The 18972-nt window shown below is 39.4% G+C and carries 25 protein-coding genes; 21 read left to right on the top strand and 4 right to left on the bottom strand.

What is annotated here, in order from left to right:
- The first annotated feature begins 13 nt into the window (after positions 1 to 13).
- Together E4N65_RS06715 and E4N65_RS12240 are read left to right on the top strand one after the other, a co-directional pair.
- A complete protein-coding gene (locus E4N65_RS06715) occupies positions 14 to 1486 on the top strand; it encodes an Eco57I restriction-modification methylase domain-containing protein (protein WP_044015990.1) in 1473 nt (490 codons plus the stop codon).
- 57 nt (positions 1487 to 1543) lie between these two features.
- Positions 1544 to 1858: a hypothetical protein gene (locus E4N65_RS12240; protein ID WP_052185538.1), complete on the top strand. Its 315-nt coding sequence runs from the start codon at positions 1544 to 1546 to the stop codon at positions 1856 to 1858.
- A gap of 68 nt (positions 1859 to 1926) precedes the next feature.
- Here the strand turns inward: E4N65_RS12240 and E4N65_RS06720 are convergent, their stop codons facing one another.
- From E4N65_RS06720 to E4N65_RS06735, 4 genes are read right to left on the bottom strand one after another with little or no spacing between them, the layout of a single operon-like run.
- The gene (locus tag E4N65_RS06720; RefSeq protein WP_044015988.1) at positions 1927 to 3672 is read right to left on the bottom strand and encodes an ABC transporter ATP-binding protein; all 1746 of its coding nucleotides are present in this window, start codon (positions 3670 to 3672) and stop codon (positions 1927 to 1929) included.
- A gap of 13 nt (positions 3673 to 3685) precedes the next feature.
- A complete protein-coding gene (locus E4N65_RS06725; RefSeq protein ID WP_044015986.1) occupies positions 3686 to 4282 on the bottom strand; it encodes an MptD family putative ECF transporter S component in 597 nt (198 codons plus the stop codon).
- Positions 4283 to 4286: 4 nt separating this feature from the next.
- On the bottom strand, positions 4287 to 5762 hold the full coding sequence (locus tag E4N65_RS06730) for an ABC transporter ATP-binding protein (protein ID WP_044015984.1): 1476 nt from the start codon (positions 5760 to 5762) through the stop codon (positions 4287 to 4289).
- A 15-nt stretch (positions 5763 to 5777) separates the two neighbouring features.
- Complete coding sequence (locus E4N65_RS06735; protein ID WP_253672370.1) at positions 5778 to 6497, bottom strand: energy-coupling factor transporter transmembrane component T family protein; 720 nt, start codon at positions 6495 to 6497, stop codon at positions 5778 to 5780.
- A 472-nt stretch (positions 6498 to 6969) separates the two neighbouring features.
- Between E4N65_RS06735 and E4N65_RS06740 the strand changes: the two genes are divergently transcribed.
- From E4N65_RS06740 to E4N65_RS06830, 19 genes are all read left to right on the top strand, one after another.
- Positions 6970 to 7917: a helix-turn-helix domain-containing protein gene (locus tag E4N65_RS06740; protein ID WP_044015980.1), complete on the top strand. Its 948-nt coding sequence runs from the start codon at positions 6970 to 6972 to the stop codon at positions 7915 to 7917.
- A gap of 75 nt (positions 7918 to 7992) precedes the next feature.
- Complete coding sequence (locus tag E4N65_RS06745; RefSeq protein ID WP_253672372.1) at positions 7993 to 8964, top strand: helix-turn-helix domain-containing protein; 972 nt, start codon at positions 7993 to 7995, stop codon at positions 8962 to 8964.
- A 1105-nt stretch (positions 8965 to 10069) separates the two neighbouring features.
- Complete coding sequence (locus tag E4N65_RS06750) at positions 10070 to 10837, top strand: ParA family protein (protein ID WP_044013395.1); 768 nt, start codon at positions 10070 to 10072, stop codon at positions 10835 to 10837.
- Between the two features lie 11 nt (positions 10838 to 10848).
- Entirely contained in the window at positions 10849 to 11295 is a 447-nt protein-coding gene (locus E4N65_RS06755) for a hypothetical protein (RefSeq protein ID WP_253672374.1), read from the top strand.
- 92 nt (positions 11296 to 11387) lie between these two features.
- On the top strand, positions 11388 to 11828 hold the full coding sequence (locus E4N65_RS06760; protein ID WP_253672375.1) for a hypothetical protein: 441 nt from the start codon (positions 11388 to 11390) through the stop codon (positions 11826 to 11828).
- Between the two features lie 25 nt (positions 11829 to 11853).
- Positions 11854 to 12066: a hypothetical protein gene (locus E4N65_RS06765; RefSeq protein WP_044013400.1), complete on the top strand. Its 213-nt coding sequence runs from the start codon at positions 11854 to 11856 to the stop codon at positions 12064 to 12066.
- A gap of 73 nt (positions 12067 to 12139) precedes the next feature.
- Positions 12140 to 12547, top strand: coding sequence for a hypothetical protein (locus E4N65_RS06770; protein WP_253672377.1), 408 nt, complete (start codon positions 12140 to 12142; stop codon positions 12545 to 12547).
- Positions 12544 to 12768 carry a hypothetical protein gene (locus E4N65_RS06775; RefSeq protein ID WP_253672379.1) on the top strand — a complete coding sequence of 75 codons (225 nt, stop codon included), beginning with the start codon at positions 12544 to 12546 and terminating at the stop codon, positions 12766 to 12768. Before E4N65_RS06770 ends, E4N65_RS06775 begins: the two co-directional genes overlap by 4 nt.
- Positions 12756 to 13646 (top strand): ParB/RepB/Spo0J family partition protein, encoded by an 891-nt coding sequence (locus tag E4N65_RS06780; RefSeq protein WP_253672381.1) that lies wholly within the window; start codon positions 12756 to 12758, stop codon positions 13644 to 13646. Before E4N65_RS06775 ends, E4N65_RS06780 begins: the two co-directional genes overlap by 13 nt.
- Positions 13639 to 13950, top strand: a complete 312-nt coding sequence (locus E4N65_RS06785; protein WP_253672383.1) for a hypothetical protein — start codon at positions 13639 to 13641, stop codon at positions 13948 to 13950. Before E4N65_RS06780 ends, E4N65_RS06785 begins: the two co-directional genes overlap by 8 nt.
- Before the next feature lie 20 nt (positions 13951 to 13970).
- A complete protein-coding gene (locus tag E4N65_RS06790) occupies positions 13971 to 14762 on the top strand; it encodes an ATP-binding protein (protein WP_253672385.1) in 792 nt (263 codons plus the stop codon).
- Positions 14763 to 14780: 18 nt separating this feature from the next.
- Entirely contained in the window at positions 14781 to 15299 is a 519-nt protein-coding gene (locus E4N65_RS06795) for a hypothetical protein (RefSeq protein ID WP_253672387.1), read from the top strand.
- The gene (locus E4N65_RS06800) at positions 15296 to 15580 is read left to right on the top strand and encodes a hypothetical protein (protein ID WP_253672389.1); all 285 of its coding nucleotides are present in this window, start codon (positions 15296 to 15298) and stop codon (positions 15578 to 15580) included. The genes E4N65_RS06795 and E4N65_RS06800 overlap by 4 nt, the downstream gene beginning before the upstream one ends.
- 3 nt (positions 15581 to 15583) lie before the next feature.
- Positions 15584 to 16057 carry a hypothetical protein gene (locus E4N65_RS06805; RefSeq protein ID WP_253672391.1) on the top strand — a complete coding sequence of 158 codons (474 nt, stop codon included), beginning with the start codon at positions 15584 to 15586 and terminating at the stop codon, positions 16055 to 16057.
- Entirely contained in the window at positions 16058 to 16384 is a 327-nt protein-coding gene (locus E4N65_RS06810) for a hypothetical protein (RefSeq protein ID WP_044013417.1), read from the top strand. It abuts the gene before it with no gap.
- Entirely contained in the window at positions 16385 to 17491 is a 1107-nt protein-coding gene (gene dcm, locus E4N65_RS06815; RefSeq protein ID WP_253672393.1) for a DNA (cytosine-5-)-methyltransferase, read from the top strand.
- On the top strand, positions 17488 to 17736 hold the full coding sequence (locus E4N65_RS06820) for a hypothetical protein (RefSeq protein WP_253672395.1): 249 nt from the start codon (positions 17488 to 17490) through the stop codon (positions 17734 to 17736). Before dcm ends, E4N65_RS06820 begins: the two co-directional genes overlap by 4 nt.
- Positions 17736 to 18659 (top strand): ATP-binding protein, encoded by a 924-nt coding sequence (locus E4N65_RS06825; protein WP_253672397.1) that lies wholly within the window; start codon positions 17736 to 17738, stop codon positions 18657 to 18659. Before E4N65_RS06820 ends, E4N65_RS06825 begins: the two co-directional genes overlap by 1 nt.
- Entirely contained in the window at positions 18650 to 18904 is a 255-nt protein-coding gene (locus E4N65_RS06830; protein WP_253672399.1) for a hypothetical protein, read from the top strand. The genes E4N65_RS06825 and E4N65_RS06830 overlap by 10 nt, the downstream gene beginning before the upstream one ends.
- Positions 18905 to 18972 lie beyond the last annotated feature (68 nt).

Genomic DNA, 18972 nt, shown 5'->3' on the forward strand with positions numbered 1-18972 from the left:
GCTATAACACAGTATGTTTGCACTGGCAGAGACACTGGAGGAAGAAAGACTTACTCATGCGGTAAATACCGCTATAGAACACAAGGCACGTTTAGGGCAATATTTTACACCCTATCCGATTGCCCGCTTTATGGCATCTTTATTTCCGGTTACCGATCAAAAAATACGGTTGCTCGATCCCGGAGCTGGTATCGGAGCACTTTCCTGCACTTTTTTAGAACGGATTCGGCAGGAAAACTGGAAAGCGCCGGATATTTCTGTTTCTGCGTACGACATTGATGAATTGGTATTGCAAACATTAGAGAAAAATATAGCATATGCATGTTTTAATAAACCCGATTATGAAATAATTTCCGAAGATTTCCTTACAAAAACGGCATTTGAATACACATGGAATATAAACAAGACATATACCCATGTTATTATGAATCCGCCCTATAAAAAAATAGCAACTCATTCTATGGAACGTCATGCCGCTCGTGTTTTTGGTCTTGAGACGGTCAATTTATACACTGCCTTTATCGGAGCCGCTATTGCAATTACTGAAGAATTGGGGCATATTGTTGCTATTATTCCAAGAAGCTTTTGTAATGGTGTTTATTATAAACCCTTTCGAGAGTTTATTTTGAAACACTGTGCAATAAAACATATCCATCTGTTTAAGTCGCGAAGTAAAGCATTTAAGGATGAAGCGGTTTTGCAGGAAAATATTATTATTATGCTGCAAAAAAATGTACAGCAAGAAAAAGTAAGCGTATCTTATTGCACTGATGAGTCGTTTGCAGATTTTAAAGTATTTGATGCTGATTTCTCTCAAATTCTTAATCCATTTGATAAAGAAAAATACTTGCATATTCCCGAAGAAAAAAAGATTCATACGGAAACATTTTCCAGTTATTCAACTTTGAAAGATTTACATATCAATGTTTCTACCGGACCGGTTGTAGATTTCAGAAAATGGGATATTTTACTACAAGACTATCAAAACGGAGCTTGCCCTCTGATATATCCTCTTCATTTACGACATTTCCGTCTTGAATGGCCAAAGCAATCAAAAAAAACTAATGCAATTTTATATTCTGAAGATGTTGCTAAATTAGTGTTCCCGAAAGGTTTTTATGTTGCAGTAAAGCGCTTTTCAACAAAAGAAGAACCCAAGCGTATTATTGCTTCACTTATTACGCCGCAAGATTTTATAACTGATGGTATTACATTTGAAAATCACCTGAATATTTTTCATATAAATAAAACTTCATTATCTGAGGATATTTCATACGGTTTAATTTGTTGGCTTAATTCAACGTATATTGATAGAAATTTTCGACTATTTAGCGGTCATACCCAAGTAAATGCAACAGATTTACGAAATATCCCGTATCCTAATCTACAGAAATTAAAAGAGCTGGGAAAACAGCTGCAACAATCAAATCAATGGAATCAACCGCTTTTTGATTCACTTGTGGAGTCTATCGCATTATGCAACTAAACGAACAAATACAACAAAAAAATTGAAGAGGCAATTAATCTGCTTACTTTGTTTGGAATGCCGAAAGCACAGCAAAATGAACGGACAGCATATTGTCTACTTTCACTCTTAAATATGACACCGGAAAAAGAGTGGAAAAACGCTGAAAATCCGTTGATGGGTATTACCCCAATGATGAACTTTGCAAAAAAATATTATAATAAAATATATGCCCCAAATACGTGCGAAACATTTAGGAGATTTAGTACTCATCAAATGGTACAAGCAGGAATAGTTCTCTATAATCCAGACGATCCTGCACGACCGGTTAATAGTCCCAATGCCGTATATCAAATATCAGCCGAAGCATTGCAGATAATCCGACACACATGATTCACTTTAACGGTGATAAATTTATCGGAGCGCATAAATAATCAACTTAATAAAATCCCTTACCGTTTTTAACATACCGTATTCCCCTTTCCCCTCTCCAGCTTCCAGTTGCGGCTTTGCTCGTGTGTGTCCCACAGCTTTGCATACAGCGGCGAGGTTCTTAAAAGTTCGCTGTGTGTTCCCGTTGCTGCGACCGTTCCGTTATTCATCACGATAATTTGATCGCAGCAGGTAACCGTCGACAGCCGGTGAGCAATTAAAATAAGTGTCTTATCTTTACACAATTGTTCAAGCGACTTTTGTATCTTTTGCTGATTTTCCATATCCGCATAGGCGGTCGCTTCGTCAAGAATTAACACCGACGCATTCCGCAGCATTGCACGCGCAATAATAATCCGCTGCCGCTGTCCTCCCGATAATTTCGCTCCGTCATCTCCCGCCATTGTATCGTAACCGTTTTCCAACGCACAGATAAACTCATGACAATACGCTTTCTTTGCCGCTTCAATTACTTCCTCATCAGACGCATCGGATTTCCCAAGCCGTATGTTTTCTAAAATAGACATATTGAATAAAAAGGTGTCTTGCGTTACATAGCTGACCCGCCGCATCAGTTCATCCAACGATATATCCCGATACGCAACACCGCCTATGGTCAGACTTCCTTCCCGCACATCCCAAAACCGCGCAATAAGATTGGCGACAGTCGTTTTGCCGGAACCGGAAGGACCGACAATCGCCGTCTTTGTTTTTTCAGGGAATACCAGTGAAATATCGTGCAGCACCTGCACATCTTCATAAGCAAAAGAAACATGCTGCAGCGCAATTTCATTACTCGGTATGCTGCGGGCGGCTGTATCCGGTTCCTGCAATTCCGGAGCGGAAAGAACTTCGTCGATAAGGCGCTCACCATTTTTAATATAGTAAAAGTTATCCATAAATTCCGTGAACTTTAAAAGAGACGTACCGATTCCGACGGACACCAACACGGAAAACAAATACAAGTACGCGCTCAAACTTCCGGTGCAGTATAAAAAACCGCCGACACTCAGCACGCTTGCTAAAAGCGAAGAGAGCACAACGATTGAAGGAGAAGCGGCAATATACATTCTGTTATAAAGATGCAGCGTTGCGGTTTTATACTCATCAATGGAGGTGTCATATTTTGAAAGCGCCGCATCTTCCCGTCCGAAAATTTTTATTTCTTTATTCCCACGGATATATTCGATAACGCGCCCGTTCATCGTTTCAAGCATTGTATAATAGGTTGCGGCAAACTCGTTCATAATGCCGATATACATCGGAAGATAGAAAAGCAAGGTCAATCCCGCAGGTACCAATAGTGAAAGTCCCATCCGCCAATCAAAGCTGAAAAGTAATGCGATAACACTGACAGGCAGCAGGACGTTTGAAGTCGTTTCGGGGATTGCATGCGCAAGCGGATATTCGAGATGCTCGAGGCTGTCAATCAAGAGACTGTGAAAGTAGCCACTCCCTTTTGCTTGCATGTAGCCCAGCGGCATACGCATCATTTTTTCCGTAATGGAAAGCCGCACTTTTTTCAAAATAGAAAACGCCGTCTTATGCGAAAGAGCGGTTGAAAGACAGTGCATCAATATTTCGAGCGCAAGCGACAGCAAAATCAACAGCGCATACCACAACACCGTTCGCCCATTGCAGCCCTGCACAATACGCAGCAGCAGCCGGTACACCGCATAATACGGCAACAACCCGAAAAACACGGAAGCAATCGCCAGAGCCACAGAAACACTATAAACCGGAATATGTTCTTTTACAAAATCCTTAAATCGCATGATTGGCAATCCTCTACTTCATATCCTTAAAGTGCCGTTTTAAAATGAGCTTGCCGATATAGATACCTGCAATACCGAAAATGATAGCAGATACGATGCCGATTACGGCGAAAGTTCCGGTAAAATAGTGTACATATTCAAGTATCTCTTCCCGGCTCATTCCCATTTCCTGCCACTTTGCTAATTCTCGTTCCAAAAAGAAAAGGAAGGGAAACGCGCCTCCGGTAAAATAGGCAGCCTGCGTCAGTCCGTGACCGATACCGATTGAAAGTGTTTTGAATCCTGTTTTTGTGATAATTACATCAGCTATCAAGCCTATAATGACGACAAAAATTAAACAGTTAATACTTCCCATTCCGGTCAGCGTAAAAAGCGCAACGCCCAAACCGGCAAGCAGCGTCAATACGCCGAATCGCCGGACAGTCTTTACAACAAAAAGCACGATAGGCCCCATGAGAATTCCCGTCATACTGGGCGCAAACACGTGCATAACGGGGATAGTAACAGACGTCAGCATTCCGACCCCATAAATAACGGCTGCATAAATCGCCGCCATTAAACCGATTAAAACAAAGTAACTGATTTTCCAGTGATTGTTTTTTGTTTCCATACCTTTATAACCTCTCTTTAAAAATATGTTCCAACTGCATCGAGCCGTTCAATTGAAAATCTTCGGTTATCCGTCCGTCTTCCAAAAGAACAACTCTATTGCAGGTGTTCAAAATGAACTCATAATCATGCGTAATAATAACAGAGGCGTTTGTCTTGCCTGTTATCGAATCGATTAATGCACAGACATTTTGCATATTGCCGTAATCCAAACCGCTTGTCGGTTCGTCAAAAATAGTAAGCCGCTTATTTTGCAAAAATGATGATGCGACCACTAAACGCTGTTTTTGTCCCATCGACAGTGTGGTCGGGTGTTGTTCTTGCAGCTCTGAAAGACAAATCTTTGCAAGCACTGTTTGTATTTGATTTTTCCGGTCGTGCAGCATTTCGTTACCGAGCAATAAATCATCATATACACTGCACCCGAAAAGCTGAAAGTCTACATTCTGCATCACATACCCGACCGTCTTACTGCGTACCTTTGCAGGGAATGCGCTTCCGTCAAATAAGAGATTGCCGCTTTTCTCTCGTTTTAATCCGCAAAGGATTTTCCCAAGCGTTGTTTTTCCGCATCCGTTTTTACCGATTAAAGCGATCTTGTCTCCGGGATATATTGAAAGATGTATTCCTTTTAAAACCTCAACATTTTTTTGATAGGAAAAATGAATATCGTGCAGTACCAACAACGGTTTGTCTGTATGTTGCCGCTGCGGAGAGATCAGTGTATCGCAGTTATTTTGAAATAAATGCAAGCCGCGAAGTCCTTGTTTGTGCAACTCATCATTACCGATAGTGCGTAACAAAGCTTTTTCATATTCCCGTACTATAGACCCGTTTTCCATTACGATGAGCCGATCGCAGAGTTCCGCCAAATAATGCAGCCGATGTTCGATGATGAGTATCGTGTAATCTTTTAATTTTAGCTGTGCAAGTATTTGTGTAAGCAATTCAACGGATCGATAGTCAAGATTGGAAGACGGCTCATCCATCAATACAACGCGCGTATCCAACATTAAAACAGAAGCGATTGCAATCTTTTGTTTTTCACCTCCGGAGAGTTCCGAAAGCTTTCTGTTCAAAAGCGGTTCCAGCGATAACAGTTTTGTAACACGGTGCAGCCGCTCTTGTATTTCCTCTTTTTCTATACCGTAATTTTCGCATGGGTACACAAGATCGGAAAGCACATCGGTAGTAAAAAACTGGCTTTCGGAATTTTGAAAAACGGATGCCACAATGTCTGATATATCGCATATATGCATCGATGAAAGAGCATTGCCGTTTAGCGTAAGGCTGCCGGTTATTTCTCCTTCATAAAAATGAGGACACAGCCCATTCATACAGCGAAACAGTGTTGTTTTTCCGCAGCCACTTTTTCCGGTAATAGCAACCAATTCACCTTTTTTTACGGACAAGGATATGTGTCGAATTGCCTGTGCCGTAGCATCGTTATATTTGTAGCTTACATCATTCAGATTGATCATACGCGCGGCTCTCATTCAAAATAATTTTACGCTTGTACTTGCTGTTAGAATTGCGAGTGCGGCGAACGAAAATATAAGGTCAATCGATCTGAGCTTGACATCAAAATACGATGTTTTCTTACCGGTGTTTTCAATGCCCTTGATCAGTGCTGCGCAGGAAAGTTCTTCGGCAGTTCGCAGACTTTTAAACAGCATCGGCACAATTATAAATTCCATCGTCCTTATCGGATGAAGCATAGCCGAACGTTTTGACGTATACAAACCTTTCAGCTTCATCGAATCGATGATAACAAAAAAGTCATCTTTTATTGCAGGAAAATAGCGGAACATCACCGCTATACTGAGAATAATTCCTCTCGGTAGTCGCATACGTTCGAGCGCCATCGTAATTTCCGAAATATTTTTTTGCTTTTTAATTACCGTCCCCTGGAGCATAAAGGGAATAATCCGCTGTACGATAAAAGCGAGTATTCCAATAACGGAAAAAAACGCGTAGTGAAACACCGGCAGCTTCAAATGAAAAATCAGTTGGTAATAAGAAAAAAGCACTGCAAACAAAATAGCGTAGCACACTAAGGCGCCGTATAATCCCGTTATGACCGGCACTGCTGCCGCAACAATAAAAGAGCCGAGCGTTACTTCCGGCTTTCCGGAAATCAGCATAAAAACCATAATCAACATATCTAAAAAAAGAAGTGTTCTCGCATCGAATACGGCCGTTTTGTTTTCTTGCATATCGTACAACTTTTTCCTTTTTATATAGGCGCCGGTAATCTTTGATGCCTAAATATTCGTCTTGAGCTTTTTTAACAGATACCGGAATCCTGTGTATTATCATAGCTATATAAGTTAGCTAAGGCTATCAAAACATCGTAACATTGTCTTTTTGCTATATCTTTTGGCTGGGAGCGAAAGCGAGGAGGGTATGGAAGAAAATTTATTTTACCGGCATTATACAGGTTAATAGAAAAGTGACAAATATTTCTAAAATAAAATAATGTTCCATAACATAGCATTATTCGGCTATATATTGTATAATATAGGACGTAGGAGACTATTATGAGTCGTAAAGTGTTTTGTGAAAAAGATGGAATTGTAATTACCTATACCGATAACGGCATTCCGCAATCTTGACGCACTGGAGAGTGCCTGATGCCTATAACGCAGAAGTACAATTTTATAATTGATTATATTAGGAACATCAAAATTGACCAACAGTTATCAAAGTTTTATAGAACATACCGGCAGCACACTTACCAAAAAAAGCGCGCTGCTGAACGAGTGTTTTGATACATACCAATTCTCATCCGACTACGGCAAAGGATACACTGCCGTATATCAGCTCGATTCCTATGCGAGTATATGCATTGCGGAACATTCATATATCAGGGATTTTGAATATTCCGTGCCGGCAGAGGACTCCATCAGCATACAGCAGTATGATTCCATCGATTCTGATCGGCGTTATCCGCAGGGGAATGTATCGGCAGGAATGCAGTATATCGCTTATGCACCGGATAACCGAACCTATCGATATGTCATCAAAAAAAATGTTCCGGCAAAGGTGATTGGTATTCAGCTGCTGCCGGATTATTACGAAACATATCTCAAAAAAGAGTTCAGTATAAAAGGAATTGATTTAAAAAAATATCTACAGGTGTTTCCGCATGGTGTTGTAATTCCTGAAATTGCAGCGATATTTAGCAAGATACGCAGCTTTAACGGGAGTGAACTTAGTTCACGGCTCTTTTTCAAAAGCAAGATCGATGAGCTGACTGCAATCATTATGCAGAAAGCGGAAGAGTTCCGCTCTATGCATGATCTAAAACTTGCAGCTTCCGACAAGTGTGCCGTTGCAAAGATCACAGAATATGCGAACGATCATTTATCTCAAAACTTTTTGTTATCCGAACTGGCAGCCGAAGCATATATGAGTGTTTCAAAATTCAAATATGTGTTTAAAGCGGTTACGGGGCAAACATTCTCCGGCTACATAACGCAAAAAAAGATGGAAAAAGCCTGCGAACTTTTAACACACAGCAATCTCTATGTTGCGGAAATTGCTTACCGGCTCGGCTACAAAAATGCGGGAAGTTTTTCAACTCAATTTAAAAACTATACGGGTATCTTGCCGTCGGACTACCGCACCCATTGATATGTATTGATATTCGCTTATTTTTGTTTCATCCATCTTTATTAGACAGTATCACCCTCATAATGGAACCTTAATATGAACTCTTGTGTACACGCAACCGAATGGCACGGAACACGCGCCGCTATTGTATCTAATACCAATTTGATAACGGAATACGCTATCAACTGCGATACACCGAACGGGCGTATGAAAACCTTTCATTTATTCTCAGGAGTTGATTATGCACTTACAACTTTTGAAGCGACCTCATGTGATTACCGCAAACATGCAGTATCCGATGTTATCGAAATAGCCTATTGCAAGTCAGGCCGATTTGAATGCGAATATAAAAACGGTTATTTTACATATATCGGTGAAGGTGATTTTGCTGTCGGTGTTTTGGAAGCTCAAACGGAAAAGCCTTATTTCCCGTTAGGATATTACACCGGCTGCACAATCATTATCGATGTCAAAAAGACAGGTATGGTTTTTCAGAATACTATCAAAGGTATATCCATTGACCTAGCGGCACTGCTGCAAAACTATTGCCCCGACAATAAATGCGCAGTTATTAAAACACCGCCGATGCTGCTCCGTATATTCAATGAATTATATGAAGCATCCCAAGATTGCCGCTTTCCCTCTGATACAACAAACGGCTACCTGCGCCTGAAAGTTTTAGAGCTGTTGTTTTTATTGCAGCACTATAAACCGCAAAAGCAGTCTGCGGCACATACCTGTTTTTCAGGAGTATATATAAAAAAGATAAAAGCGATTAAAGCTGATATTACGGAACACTGGAGCGAAAATCCGCGGTTAAAAGATTTGTCGCAAAAATACGGCATCGGTTTAACGGTAATGAAAGACTGTTTTAAAGCAGTGTACGGAAAACCGATTTATGCTTTTCAAAAAGAATACAAAATGCAAAAAGCGGCGCAGCTATTACACACTACGGAAAAATCGATTACGGAAATCGCTACTCTGACCGGATATGAAAATCCGAATAAGTTTTCTTCCGCTTTTAAGAATACATTCGGATGTTCTCCGCGGGAATATCGCCGGAAGTAATTTATAATTAATACTTTGTAATGGATAATTATTTTGGGCGTTCCGGTTCCCGTCGGGCTTTACGCTTATAGCTTTTTGCTGCGTTTGTATCATTTCAGCAGTGTTTCTCCTCGCGTCGAAAACTGCATGTGACTTCTTTCGGCAGCAAAAAGGCTATCGCTGCAATCCCTAACGCAACGTCAAAAATGTACATCCTTGTACATTTTTGACTGCGAGTTTTGCCTTACGTCAAAACATCGCGTCTGTCTAATACCACGGACATCCTTGTCCGTTCTGAATTGACTTCCGTGTCAAAATTTGCACGCGAGTTTTTTTGCAAAGCAAAAAAACATCGCTGTTGCTTAGAACCAACGGCATCCGTGCCGCTTTTGAAAATCCTCGACGTATCAAAACGGCCAAGGATGGCAGTGGTTTCAAACGGAATCGAGTTCGCACTGTGAACTCGCAGACAAAGAATGTACACGAATGTTCATTCTTTGTCGTGCCTGCGGGGGTTTTTTATGCGCTCCTAGCATCTGTACCATCTATTCCAAAAGACTAACGGAAGGTCTATCCTCAAGTCTCTCTTCTGTACGAAATTTTGCATAAAATTTCGCACATTTTTCCATCAAAGGGGTAAACGCATCAGGCAGAATAGATAAAAATCGCGGAAAAATTGAGACTGTGAGACCATTTGAACCATCTTCAACTGTTGTACGTCCATGTACATCAGTTGAAGGCGAGTTTTGTGCGTGCACGAAACATGATAAAAACAGGCAAGTCATTATCAAAACAGTATTTATAACAATCACGAAAAAGAGCATACCTTCATTGTAGCAAAAATTGACAAAGCTATTTTTACACACAAAGCGCGGATAGCGCTCTTTAGAACCTATTTCGGCGGTCTAAAGGCTCGATTCGCTCCATTGTAGTGAAAAATAAGTATATGGCTTTGCCGTTTTTCCATGTATTTATTTTTATCAATGACGGTTAGTCGTTGGTTAATAGGGATAATAGCTCTCTCTTAAAGACTATCATTCCGGGACGCCCTCAAAGAGAAAACGGCCTTTGAGGGCGTTTTTTTATCCTATCGACTAACCCAACCCTACACACACAGGAGCAAAAGATGAAGGTGTACACATTTGCAAGCCTCAAAGGAGGCACCGGCAAATCTTCGACAACGATAACCGCTGCGGAATGCTGCGCGGCTGCCGGTAAAAAAGTCCTTGTCATAGACATGGACATAAACAATTCGGTCTCATTCTATTTTTTACAAAATAGTAATGAGAGTGGGCAAAAAAATATCGCCTACGCATTGCAAAGCGATAATCTTTCCGATTTCATCATTACTACAAAGAATGAAAATATCGATATTATTCCGTCAAGCTTACGTCTCGTCGATCTTAGAGCGATGTCGACGAGCATATTAAAAAGACTAATGACAAGTCTTAACAATCGGTATGATGCCGTGTTTATCGACACGGCGCCGACATACGATAATATTGTACTTAATGCAATAAACGCAGCAGATTATATTATCACCCCGATAAATTACGATCAATTTAACTTCAATACGTCCATATTCTTAAGTCAAAAGCTCCGTTTAGAGACGGAAAGCTTTGATAAATGGTTCTTATTCTTCAACGGCTATGAAAGCCGATACGACGGGAATCCTGAAAGTCTCCAGAACCAATATCACCTGTTATTTTCGCAGCATGACATCTTAGGAAAAAAACTTCTACCGGTAAGATTTCCTTTTACCCGCAATATGCGGAAATTTGCGGATACCAATGAAGCCCTTTGCAACAAAGGGCAAACGGAAAAGCTCCACAAGGCGGTGTGCGAGCTATGTTCAATACTGTTGGAAGAAGAGATTCGTCCCGAAAAGTTTTAAAAGGTCGAAATATGAAAGAAACAATTGAAAAGGCTCTTAACCGTATAGCTGTCAGTATGGAGGCACGGAAACGAGAACAACAGTTAGCGGGTATTTTTCTTAAACCGATTTCAAAGCGAGCAAAAAAACTTCTTGAAAAGATTGTTGCAAATAAAGAAGCATACCCTGTTTATGTAACCGTAGGCGATGATAAAGAGGATACTATTACTATTCGCGAAAATTGTAATATGGCGACTGCAATGGTTTTTCTTGTAAAAGAATTTTCATATGGCAAGGAATATTATCCTATCAAACAAACCTATTTTAACTATGACGGGAGTGTGCTTAAAGACATTGAACTTATTCCGACCGGCTATAGTTTTATGGTCGGCAGTAAACAACAGGAACGCAGTACCAGTCATTGCCTTTTTCTGCTTGAGCATATCAATCGATTAAAAAATCATAAAGGTGGCAAATAATGCAGTATTTTTATCTTATTCTATTTGTATTTGGAGTATTATTGTGCTTGTTTATCATGTATTTTATATCTTGCAAGAACCTAAGTTCATCTGTGACACTTTCTCTTCTTGTATCGTTACTTGTCGTTGCATTGGGTTTGTGGATTTGTTTTACTTTTGTGTATAAATACGCTGCTGAAGAAGCATGTGAAACTATTTCTGAGCTCAAGGATGAAGATAGAAAGAAATTAGTAGAAGATATTGTTAGTTATAACAAGTTCATAGATCGCTTTGCCTTTGGATTAGCAAGAGTTGATACAAATAAATATCCTGATTTATTTTCTGCTACGGAAATAAACTCAACTGAGACAACAAAGCGGCCGCAAAATAATTCAGACCAGAGACATTATATAGCACTTTATTTCGCTATTATCACGATTACGGTTAATTTTATTTTTATAAAAAACTACCGACACGTGAATCTAAGATATCTCATCATAATAAATATGATTTATTTGGTTTCAGATTTGATGTTTTTTATTTTTTGCCAATAAAATAGCCTCAAAGGAGTGAAGTAAAATGCTTACTATAAATCAAGATAGAACAAAACAAATACAGCTTGATACTCATTTTAAGGATTTATTTCCGGTTAATGAGGAGATGGTTAGCCGAATCAGTGAATCGATACAAAAGAAAGGCTATGACAAAAGTCAGCCTCTTCATGTATGGAAAGAAGGAATGCTGTTTCAGAAAAAGACATCGAACGGCTTGAGGATGCGTTCCGTAAAATAGCCTCAACTGAGGCTAAATAAAAAGTTTAATAAAAGGAGTTTGAACAATGTTTTTCTTTTTTACGCTACTAGTTATGGTTGTTTTATTTCGTTTTACAAAAATACCGCGCAGTATTCTCATCAGACTAGCTGTATTTATCATAGTATGGGGTAATTTTACAGGCCTCTGCTTCATGAATAAATATTCTATCGAGGAGAAGTGTAAAACTGTTTCTGAACTAAACGATAAAGATAGGAAACAGATAGCGGAAGATATTATTAAGCATAATAAGATAGTAAACCTGTCGTTTTTGGGATTAGCAAAAGTTGATACAAACAAATATCCTGATTTATTTCCTGATACAGAAATAACCTCAAGTGAGGCTGAATGTAAGGTTCTAGGAAAAGGGAGGCGTTCCATACTGCCGTATTTTTTTGCTCTTTCTTGCGTACTGAGTCTAATATTGTTCGGGGGTATTATTATGGAAGGAGAACCATTATGAAAATCTATTACCCGTCATACGAGCAGAACCGGAAGCATATACTACAGCATACCGATTTTATTGAATCGGTCGTAATGAATACACCGACTCGCGCATACACACATCAAATATACGTTATTGTCAATGGTGTCGTGATAAAAAAGCATTACCGAAAAACACTTTCATCAGCTCTTAAAACACAAATGAGAATTATTGGAGGAGGAGATCAATGGCAACACTAACCGCATTAAGTAATTTAGCAAAGGCATCAATCGCCAATTCGGGAGCCGCAGAATTATCAGTTCTTGTATCGATTGATGATATACAGCTTGATACTCATTTTAAGGATTTATTTCCGGTTAATGAGGTGATGGTTAGCCGAATCAGTGGATCGATGCAAAAGAAAGGTTATGACAAAAGTCAACCTCTTCATGTATGGAAAGAAAGAATGCTTTTAGTTGATGGGCATCATCGGCGGCTTGCGGCTATTAAAGCAGGATTACGTGAGGTTCCGGTTTTTTACCATCACTTTAATAGTATGGAAGAAGCATTGGAATATGCCATTTTACTTCAAACCGACCGACGTAATTTGTCTGATGCAGAGATTTATAAAACTCTGCAAACACTGGATAGTTTAAAGAGCCGCGGACGAACAACTGATGATAATGAGCCTCGACAACAAGGAAAATCAGCAGAAATAACCGCACAGAAAATCGGTATATCACGATCAAAGGTTGAGAAAGTACGTACCATACAGAACAAAGCAACACCTGAAATACAGGCTGCTGTGGCATCCGGTGCAATGAGCATTCATGCAGGATATACCGACACAATGAAACAGCTGCACAAAAGAAGCGATAAAAAAGACGGTGTTGTAAAAAAAGTGACAGCACCGCAGTGGATATCGACCGCAGACCAGAAACCTGAAGAAAATACTCCGGTATTATTTATTGCACCTTCGGCATCTGAACAAAACGGAGGATATATTTACGAAGGAACCTATCATCATGATCTTGGTCAATTTGAAGTGTTACATACGTTTTTGACCGGATCCTATTGGCTTCCGCTTTCGGCCTTACCGGATAAACCTGAACATAGAGGAGATGAAACGCATGTATGAAATAGCCCCCGTCTTAAAAGACGGGAAAGTATTTATCGGGGTCGGTGATCAGGAACTTATCTTTACCTCAGGTTGTACCTCATTTAATCCGCAAGAAGAATCAGAATTACGAGTTTGGATGCATACGGCAAAATTGGTATGTCTTGAAGAGATGTGTATGGTTTGCTCACTACTGAGTGAACAAAAAGAGCAGGAAGCAACAGAACTTGCGATCAACATTATGCGGTATTTAAAGCGAACACGAAAAGAATATCCGCGGTGTATGTATGAATTTCAGAAACGGTTGAACAGCGCAAAGGATTAAAAAAGAAGGAGGTGTGAATCATGCAAACAAAAACAGAAGGTACTCTTACCTCGTCTCCTATCCATCCTCGTGATTCGTTTCTTATGCGTCTTCTTCCTGAAAAATATAAGCCTGCTGAAAGGGTTTGTGAAAAACATGGCACCTATCAGACATTTGTTACCGATTCAGGAGAGGAAGGAATGTGTCCTCTTTGTTGTAAGGAACAGGAAGAAGCGGAAGAGAAAGAAAATCGAGAACGTGAGAAGATTAAAACAATCTTCAATAGGATTGATGGGCTTCCTGCAAAATATCGGAATGCCGGTTTTAAAAATTTTGAGTTAACTGAAAAAAAGACAGCTGCATTTAATCGTGTTTTGAAGTTTGCAAAAGAACCGAGAAACACGTGGTTGTTATTACTCGGAGAGAATGGTACCGGAAAAACACACCTCGCTCATGCGGTCTTAAAAATGACCGGTGGAATATTTCGTGAGTTCGATGACATCGCTATCGATATGCAGGATGCACAAAAAAGATCCGGAGAGGGGATGAAGAAAGTAATTTCTAAATATGCATCCGCCCCAATGTTAGTTATTGATGAAGTGGACAAAGTAAACCCAACAGCCGGTCGCATCAATTGGCTCAATATCATATTGCGCAAAAGGTATAACGATATGTTGCCACTCGTTCTTTGCGGTAATATCGATCTTGAAACCCTCTGCAGCCGTATCGATCAGAGTGGCAAACATGCACTCAAAGATCGTATTGATGAAGTCGGTGAAGTTGTCCTTTGTAACTGGGAAAGCTACCGCCCAAAGTTGCGAAAAGTAAATTGATAATGGAGGGAATAAACAATGAAAAAAGAAGATTTAATTGAATTGAAAAAATGTAAAGGGTATCAGACTTTATCAAAAGCGGTTGAGCAAGATATTGCTCGAAACCCAGAAGATACAAGATTCACAGAAAAATTAAACTGGGTAATAGAAAGAGTGCTGTATTATGCAGAAAAACTAAATCTATCTTCCTCTGAACTTTTGGATAAATGGGAAGAAGAACGAGATTATTGGTATATGAACTATTATCAAGATTATAATATGCCAAAAATCGAGGGTGATAACGTTTTTGTTTTTGAAACTGTAGATGATTTTCTAAAATCTATTCCTTCTAAGAAGTTTATTTGCCCTTGCTGTAAAGGAATTACAACAAATCCTTACGAGTGTAATTCAGGTATCAAAAAAGATAACAAAACTTGCGATTGGAAAGTTTACGGTCTTTTTGATTTAGGACACGTAACAGTATTTGCTAAAGATAAATTGCAGTTTAATAAAATCTTTATCCCGGTAGATTGGGAAAAAGAAGGAAAAACAAAATGACCATTGAAGAAATGAAAGCAAAAGGGTTTAAGCGGTATTCGGCGTATATCAAAAAACTGATCTATACAGAGGAAATTGAAGTATGGGCAAGGAACATTAAAGATGCCTACAAAATATTTGAATGTTCCGCTAATGAAATCTTTGATTCTTCTTTTGCAGACCGTGAATATACGGAAGTTCTAGGGCTGGGTGAATGTGAAGGAGGTCTTCCAATAAGAGCTGACGGACAAGGGGTATTTACTAATTGTAACGAAGATTTTTACAAAAGCGAGGAGGAATAAACAATGGAATTTGACAAATCCCGTGTATTTTCTGCACTTAATGCAGAAGAATTAAAGATAGGAAGCAAGTGTTTTTTTGCGAACACAACAAGAGCTTTGAAAAAGATAGTACAAACTAGTGATGCCATTTACGCGGACACATTCATTGGACTGCACAATGGTATTAGGGGGGTGCGGTTTGTAGCTTATTATAATTATAAGTATCGTTACTGTGTTAAATATCGTTACGCCTACCTTATCTCTTCGCCCCCCGATCGTATGTACGAGCCGTTCCAGAGCGTTGAAAAGGCAATGGCGGCGATAAAGGCACACGGCAGGTGGGTTAAAGATAAAAGGAATAACATATTGAGTATTGTATTCTTAAAAAGTAATGAGCAAATAAATATACTGAATTCTTGGTATTCCCTTAATGATATACTTCGATATTATGTTTTTGCCGACGACGGCAGCCCCTGCGGGGAATTGGTGGAGGAGTAAATGAAAATAAAGACTGATTTAATGATTATTGACAATAATGCTAAATATGTTTGTGAAAGAAAACTCAAAGTAAAGCCTATTCTTCACTATTATGGATATGGAGAAATTCCCAATGATGAACGACAATATACAGAGATTAAAGCATCTTGTCCTGTCTGCAGGGCTACTGGAGTGCGCGCTAATTTAGCAGGTGGAGCTAGAGAATTTAAATGCTGCCCAATTTGCGGAATAAATCTTGATTGGAGAGTTTATCTTAAAAAAGAAAAAAAACTGCGTCGTAAAATAGAGCTGTGGAGAACACAATTCAAAAAAACAAAAGGTAAGTAAATGACCTACTTATCAGTCTGCTCCGGTATAGAAGCGGTAAGCGTTGCATGGGAACCGTTAGCATTTACGCCTATCGGTTTTGCAGAAATAGAAAAATTCCCTTGCGAATTGTTGAAGCAAAAATACCCGAACGTAAAAAATTATGGAGACATAACACAATATGAGAAATGGAACGCAGGACAATTTGACATTCTGGCCGGAGGAACACCTTGCCAGTCTTTCAGTATTGCCGGGAAACGAGGCGGAACCGCTGACGAGCGAGGCGCTCTCATGTATGCCTATTTGGGAATTGTGGAAACATATCGCCCCCGCTGGGTTATATGGGAAAACGTCCCCGGCGTATTGTCATCGAACAGCGGATATGATTTTGCATCGTTCCTTGCCGGATTGGAAGAATGCGGGTATGGGTGGGCGTACAGGGTGCTTGACGCTCAGTATTTCGGAGTACCCCAGCGCCGCCGTCGAGTCTTTGTTATCGGACATTCTGATAACAGGGCAGACCTTGCCGCAGAAGTATTATTTAAGCCGGAAAGCATGTGCGGGAATATTGCGACGGGCAGCGAAACACAAAAGAAAACTACCGCCGCTATTGGAAAAGGCGTTAACTATTTCCGTCGCGGAGGAAACTTCAAATATCACAAAGATAAGAAAGCCGCAACATTAAGAAGTAGTGCATCGTCTGATTGTTTCGATTTAGTTTTAACAAATGAAAAAGAAACAGCAGAAACGCTTTTAGGGCAGTACGGTAAGCATTTATGGCAAAACAATCAAGAAGCAGTTAGCGGAGATTCTTTTGTCGTAAACGGACGGCAAAACCCTGTTATTAGTAAAAATAGGGCTGTTACCTTAGATACGGACGGGCGGACAAATACGGTATGTTATACAGAAAAGACCAATACGCAATGCTGTATACGCCGCCTTACCCCGCTTGAGTGCGAACGGTTGCAAGGCTTCCCTGACGATTATACACAGATTGAATGGCGCGGGAAACCTGCTGAACAATGCCCCGACAGTTTGCGCTACAAGGCAATCGGTAACAGTATGGCAGTCCCTGTCATGCGCTGGATCGGGGAAAGGATTAAAAGGATAGAGGAGAAAATAAAATGAAAAAAAAAACAGTTATTTTTATAATTATCATTTATGCAGTTCTTGTAGGAATAATAATTAACACCTTTCCAATAAATATAAGCGGGTTATTACTGAGTTGTTTTTCTTTGATTGCTTTACGCTTATTGAAGAGGGAAATCAAGACTAATTATCTTGAAAAAGAACTTGAAAACTATTTTTACAACAAAGCAGGAATAAAAATTGATAGCCGCTATTCAAATAAGACAAAAGAGGAGGATAAATAATGTCATTAAATAAAAATACAAAAGCACTGTTAGAAACACTTGTAACTGAAAATGACTACTTATCATATTCAGTGAAAAGATGCATAACAAACTGTTTAGATGATGATACGAAAACGGCAAATACCGATTTTGTTGCACAGATGAAAAAGAAACTTACAGAGCAGTCCGTAAGACTTCCGACAAATATTGAGGGTAAGGTAATCTGTTATTCACCTGAAAACTTTATTCCTGAACGGTATTACACCCAACAAAGATGGATTGATTCCGTTTTACAATCAATTATGAAAATGAAGACGGTTGCAGAGATGATGGCTTCTATGCGTATTCATTACCGCAATGCAACAATTCTTTATGGAGAAAGCGGCACAGGAAAGACAGAATTCGCTCGCTATGTAGCACATAAGCTTAATCTACCGTTATTTTATCTTAATTTTTCAAGCATCATAGATTCTCTTTTAGGGAATACTGGGAGAAATATTGCAAATATATTTAATTATGTAAAAAAGCGTGAGTGTGTCTTTATGCTTGATGAAGTAGATTGTATAGCAGAAAGCCGTTGTTGTGCTAATGGAGCAGAAAAAGAGTTTTCAAGAGTTACCATAACCTTAATGCAGGAATTTGATATGCTGCCAAATAATATTATTTTGATTGCAGCCACTAATAGGATTGATATTATTGATGATGCTGTGCTTAATCGTTTTTCTGTTAAACAAAAAATAGAGCGATTATCATTAGATGATAATAGAGCATTTGCACAATTCTATGTTAAGGCGATACAAGCAGAAAGCTATATTACTGATAGTGATATAGCAGAATGTATTGATAATGACGATTTATCACAAAGACAAGTAGTAACAAAAATTATTCAGCTTCTGGGTGATAAGTTATACCAGAGTTTAGAAGGGGATATCACATGCCGTTAAATAAATCGATCGGAAATATGTATAACTTTATAACTCACACTTGGAACACAATTAAGGGTGAATGTCCGCACGGATGCAGCTACTGTTATATGAAACGCTGGGGCAAACAGCCGCCGTTGCACTTTGACGAAAAAGAATTAAAAACAGACTTAGGAACAGGGAATTTTATCTTTGTCGGTTCTTCCTGCGATATGTTTGCAAAACATATTCCGTATGAATGGAAAATAGACACTCTTGATCATTGAGAGGTTTAGATGAAAAACCTGCGATAGCTGGAGAAGATGTAAAGGACAATCTTTTCCCATCCTGTCAA

This window comes from Treponema sp. OMZ 855, from assembly GCF_024181145.1.
Lineage (GTDB): Bacteria > Spirochaetota > Spirochaetia > Treponematales > Treponemataceae > Treponema.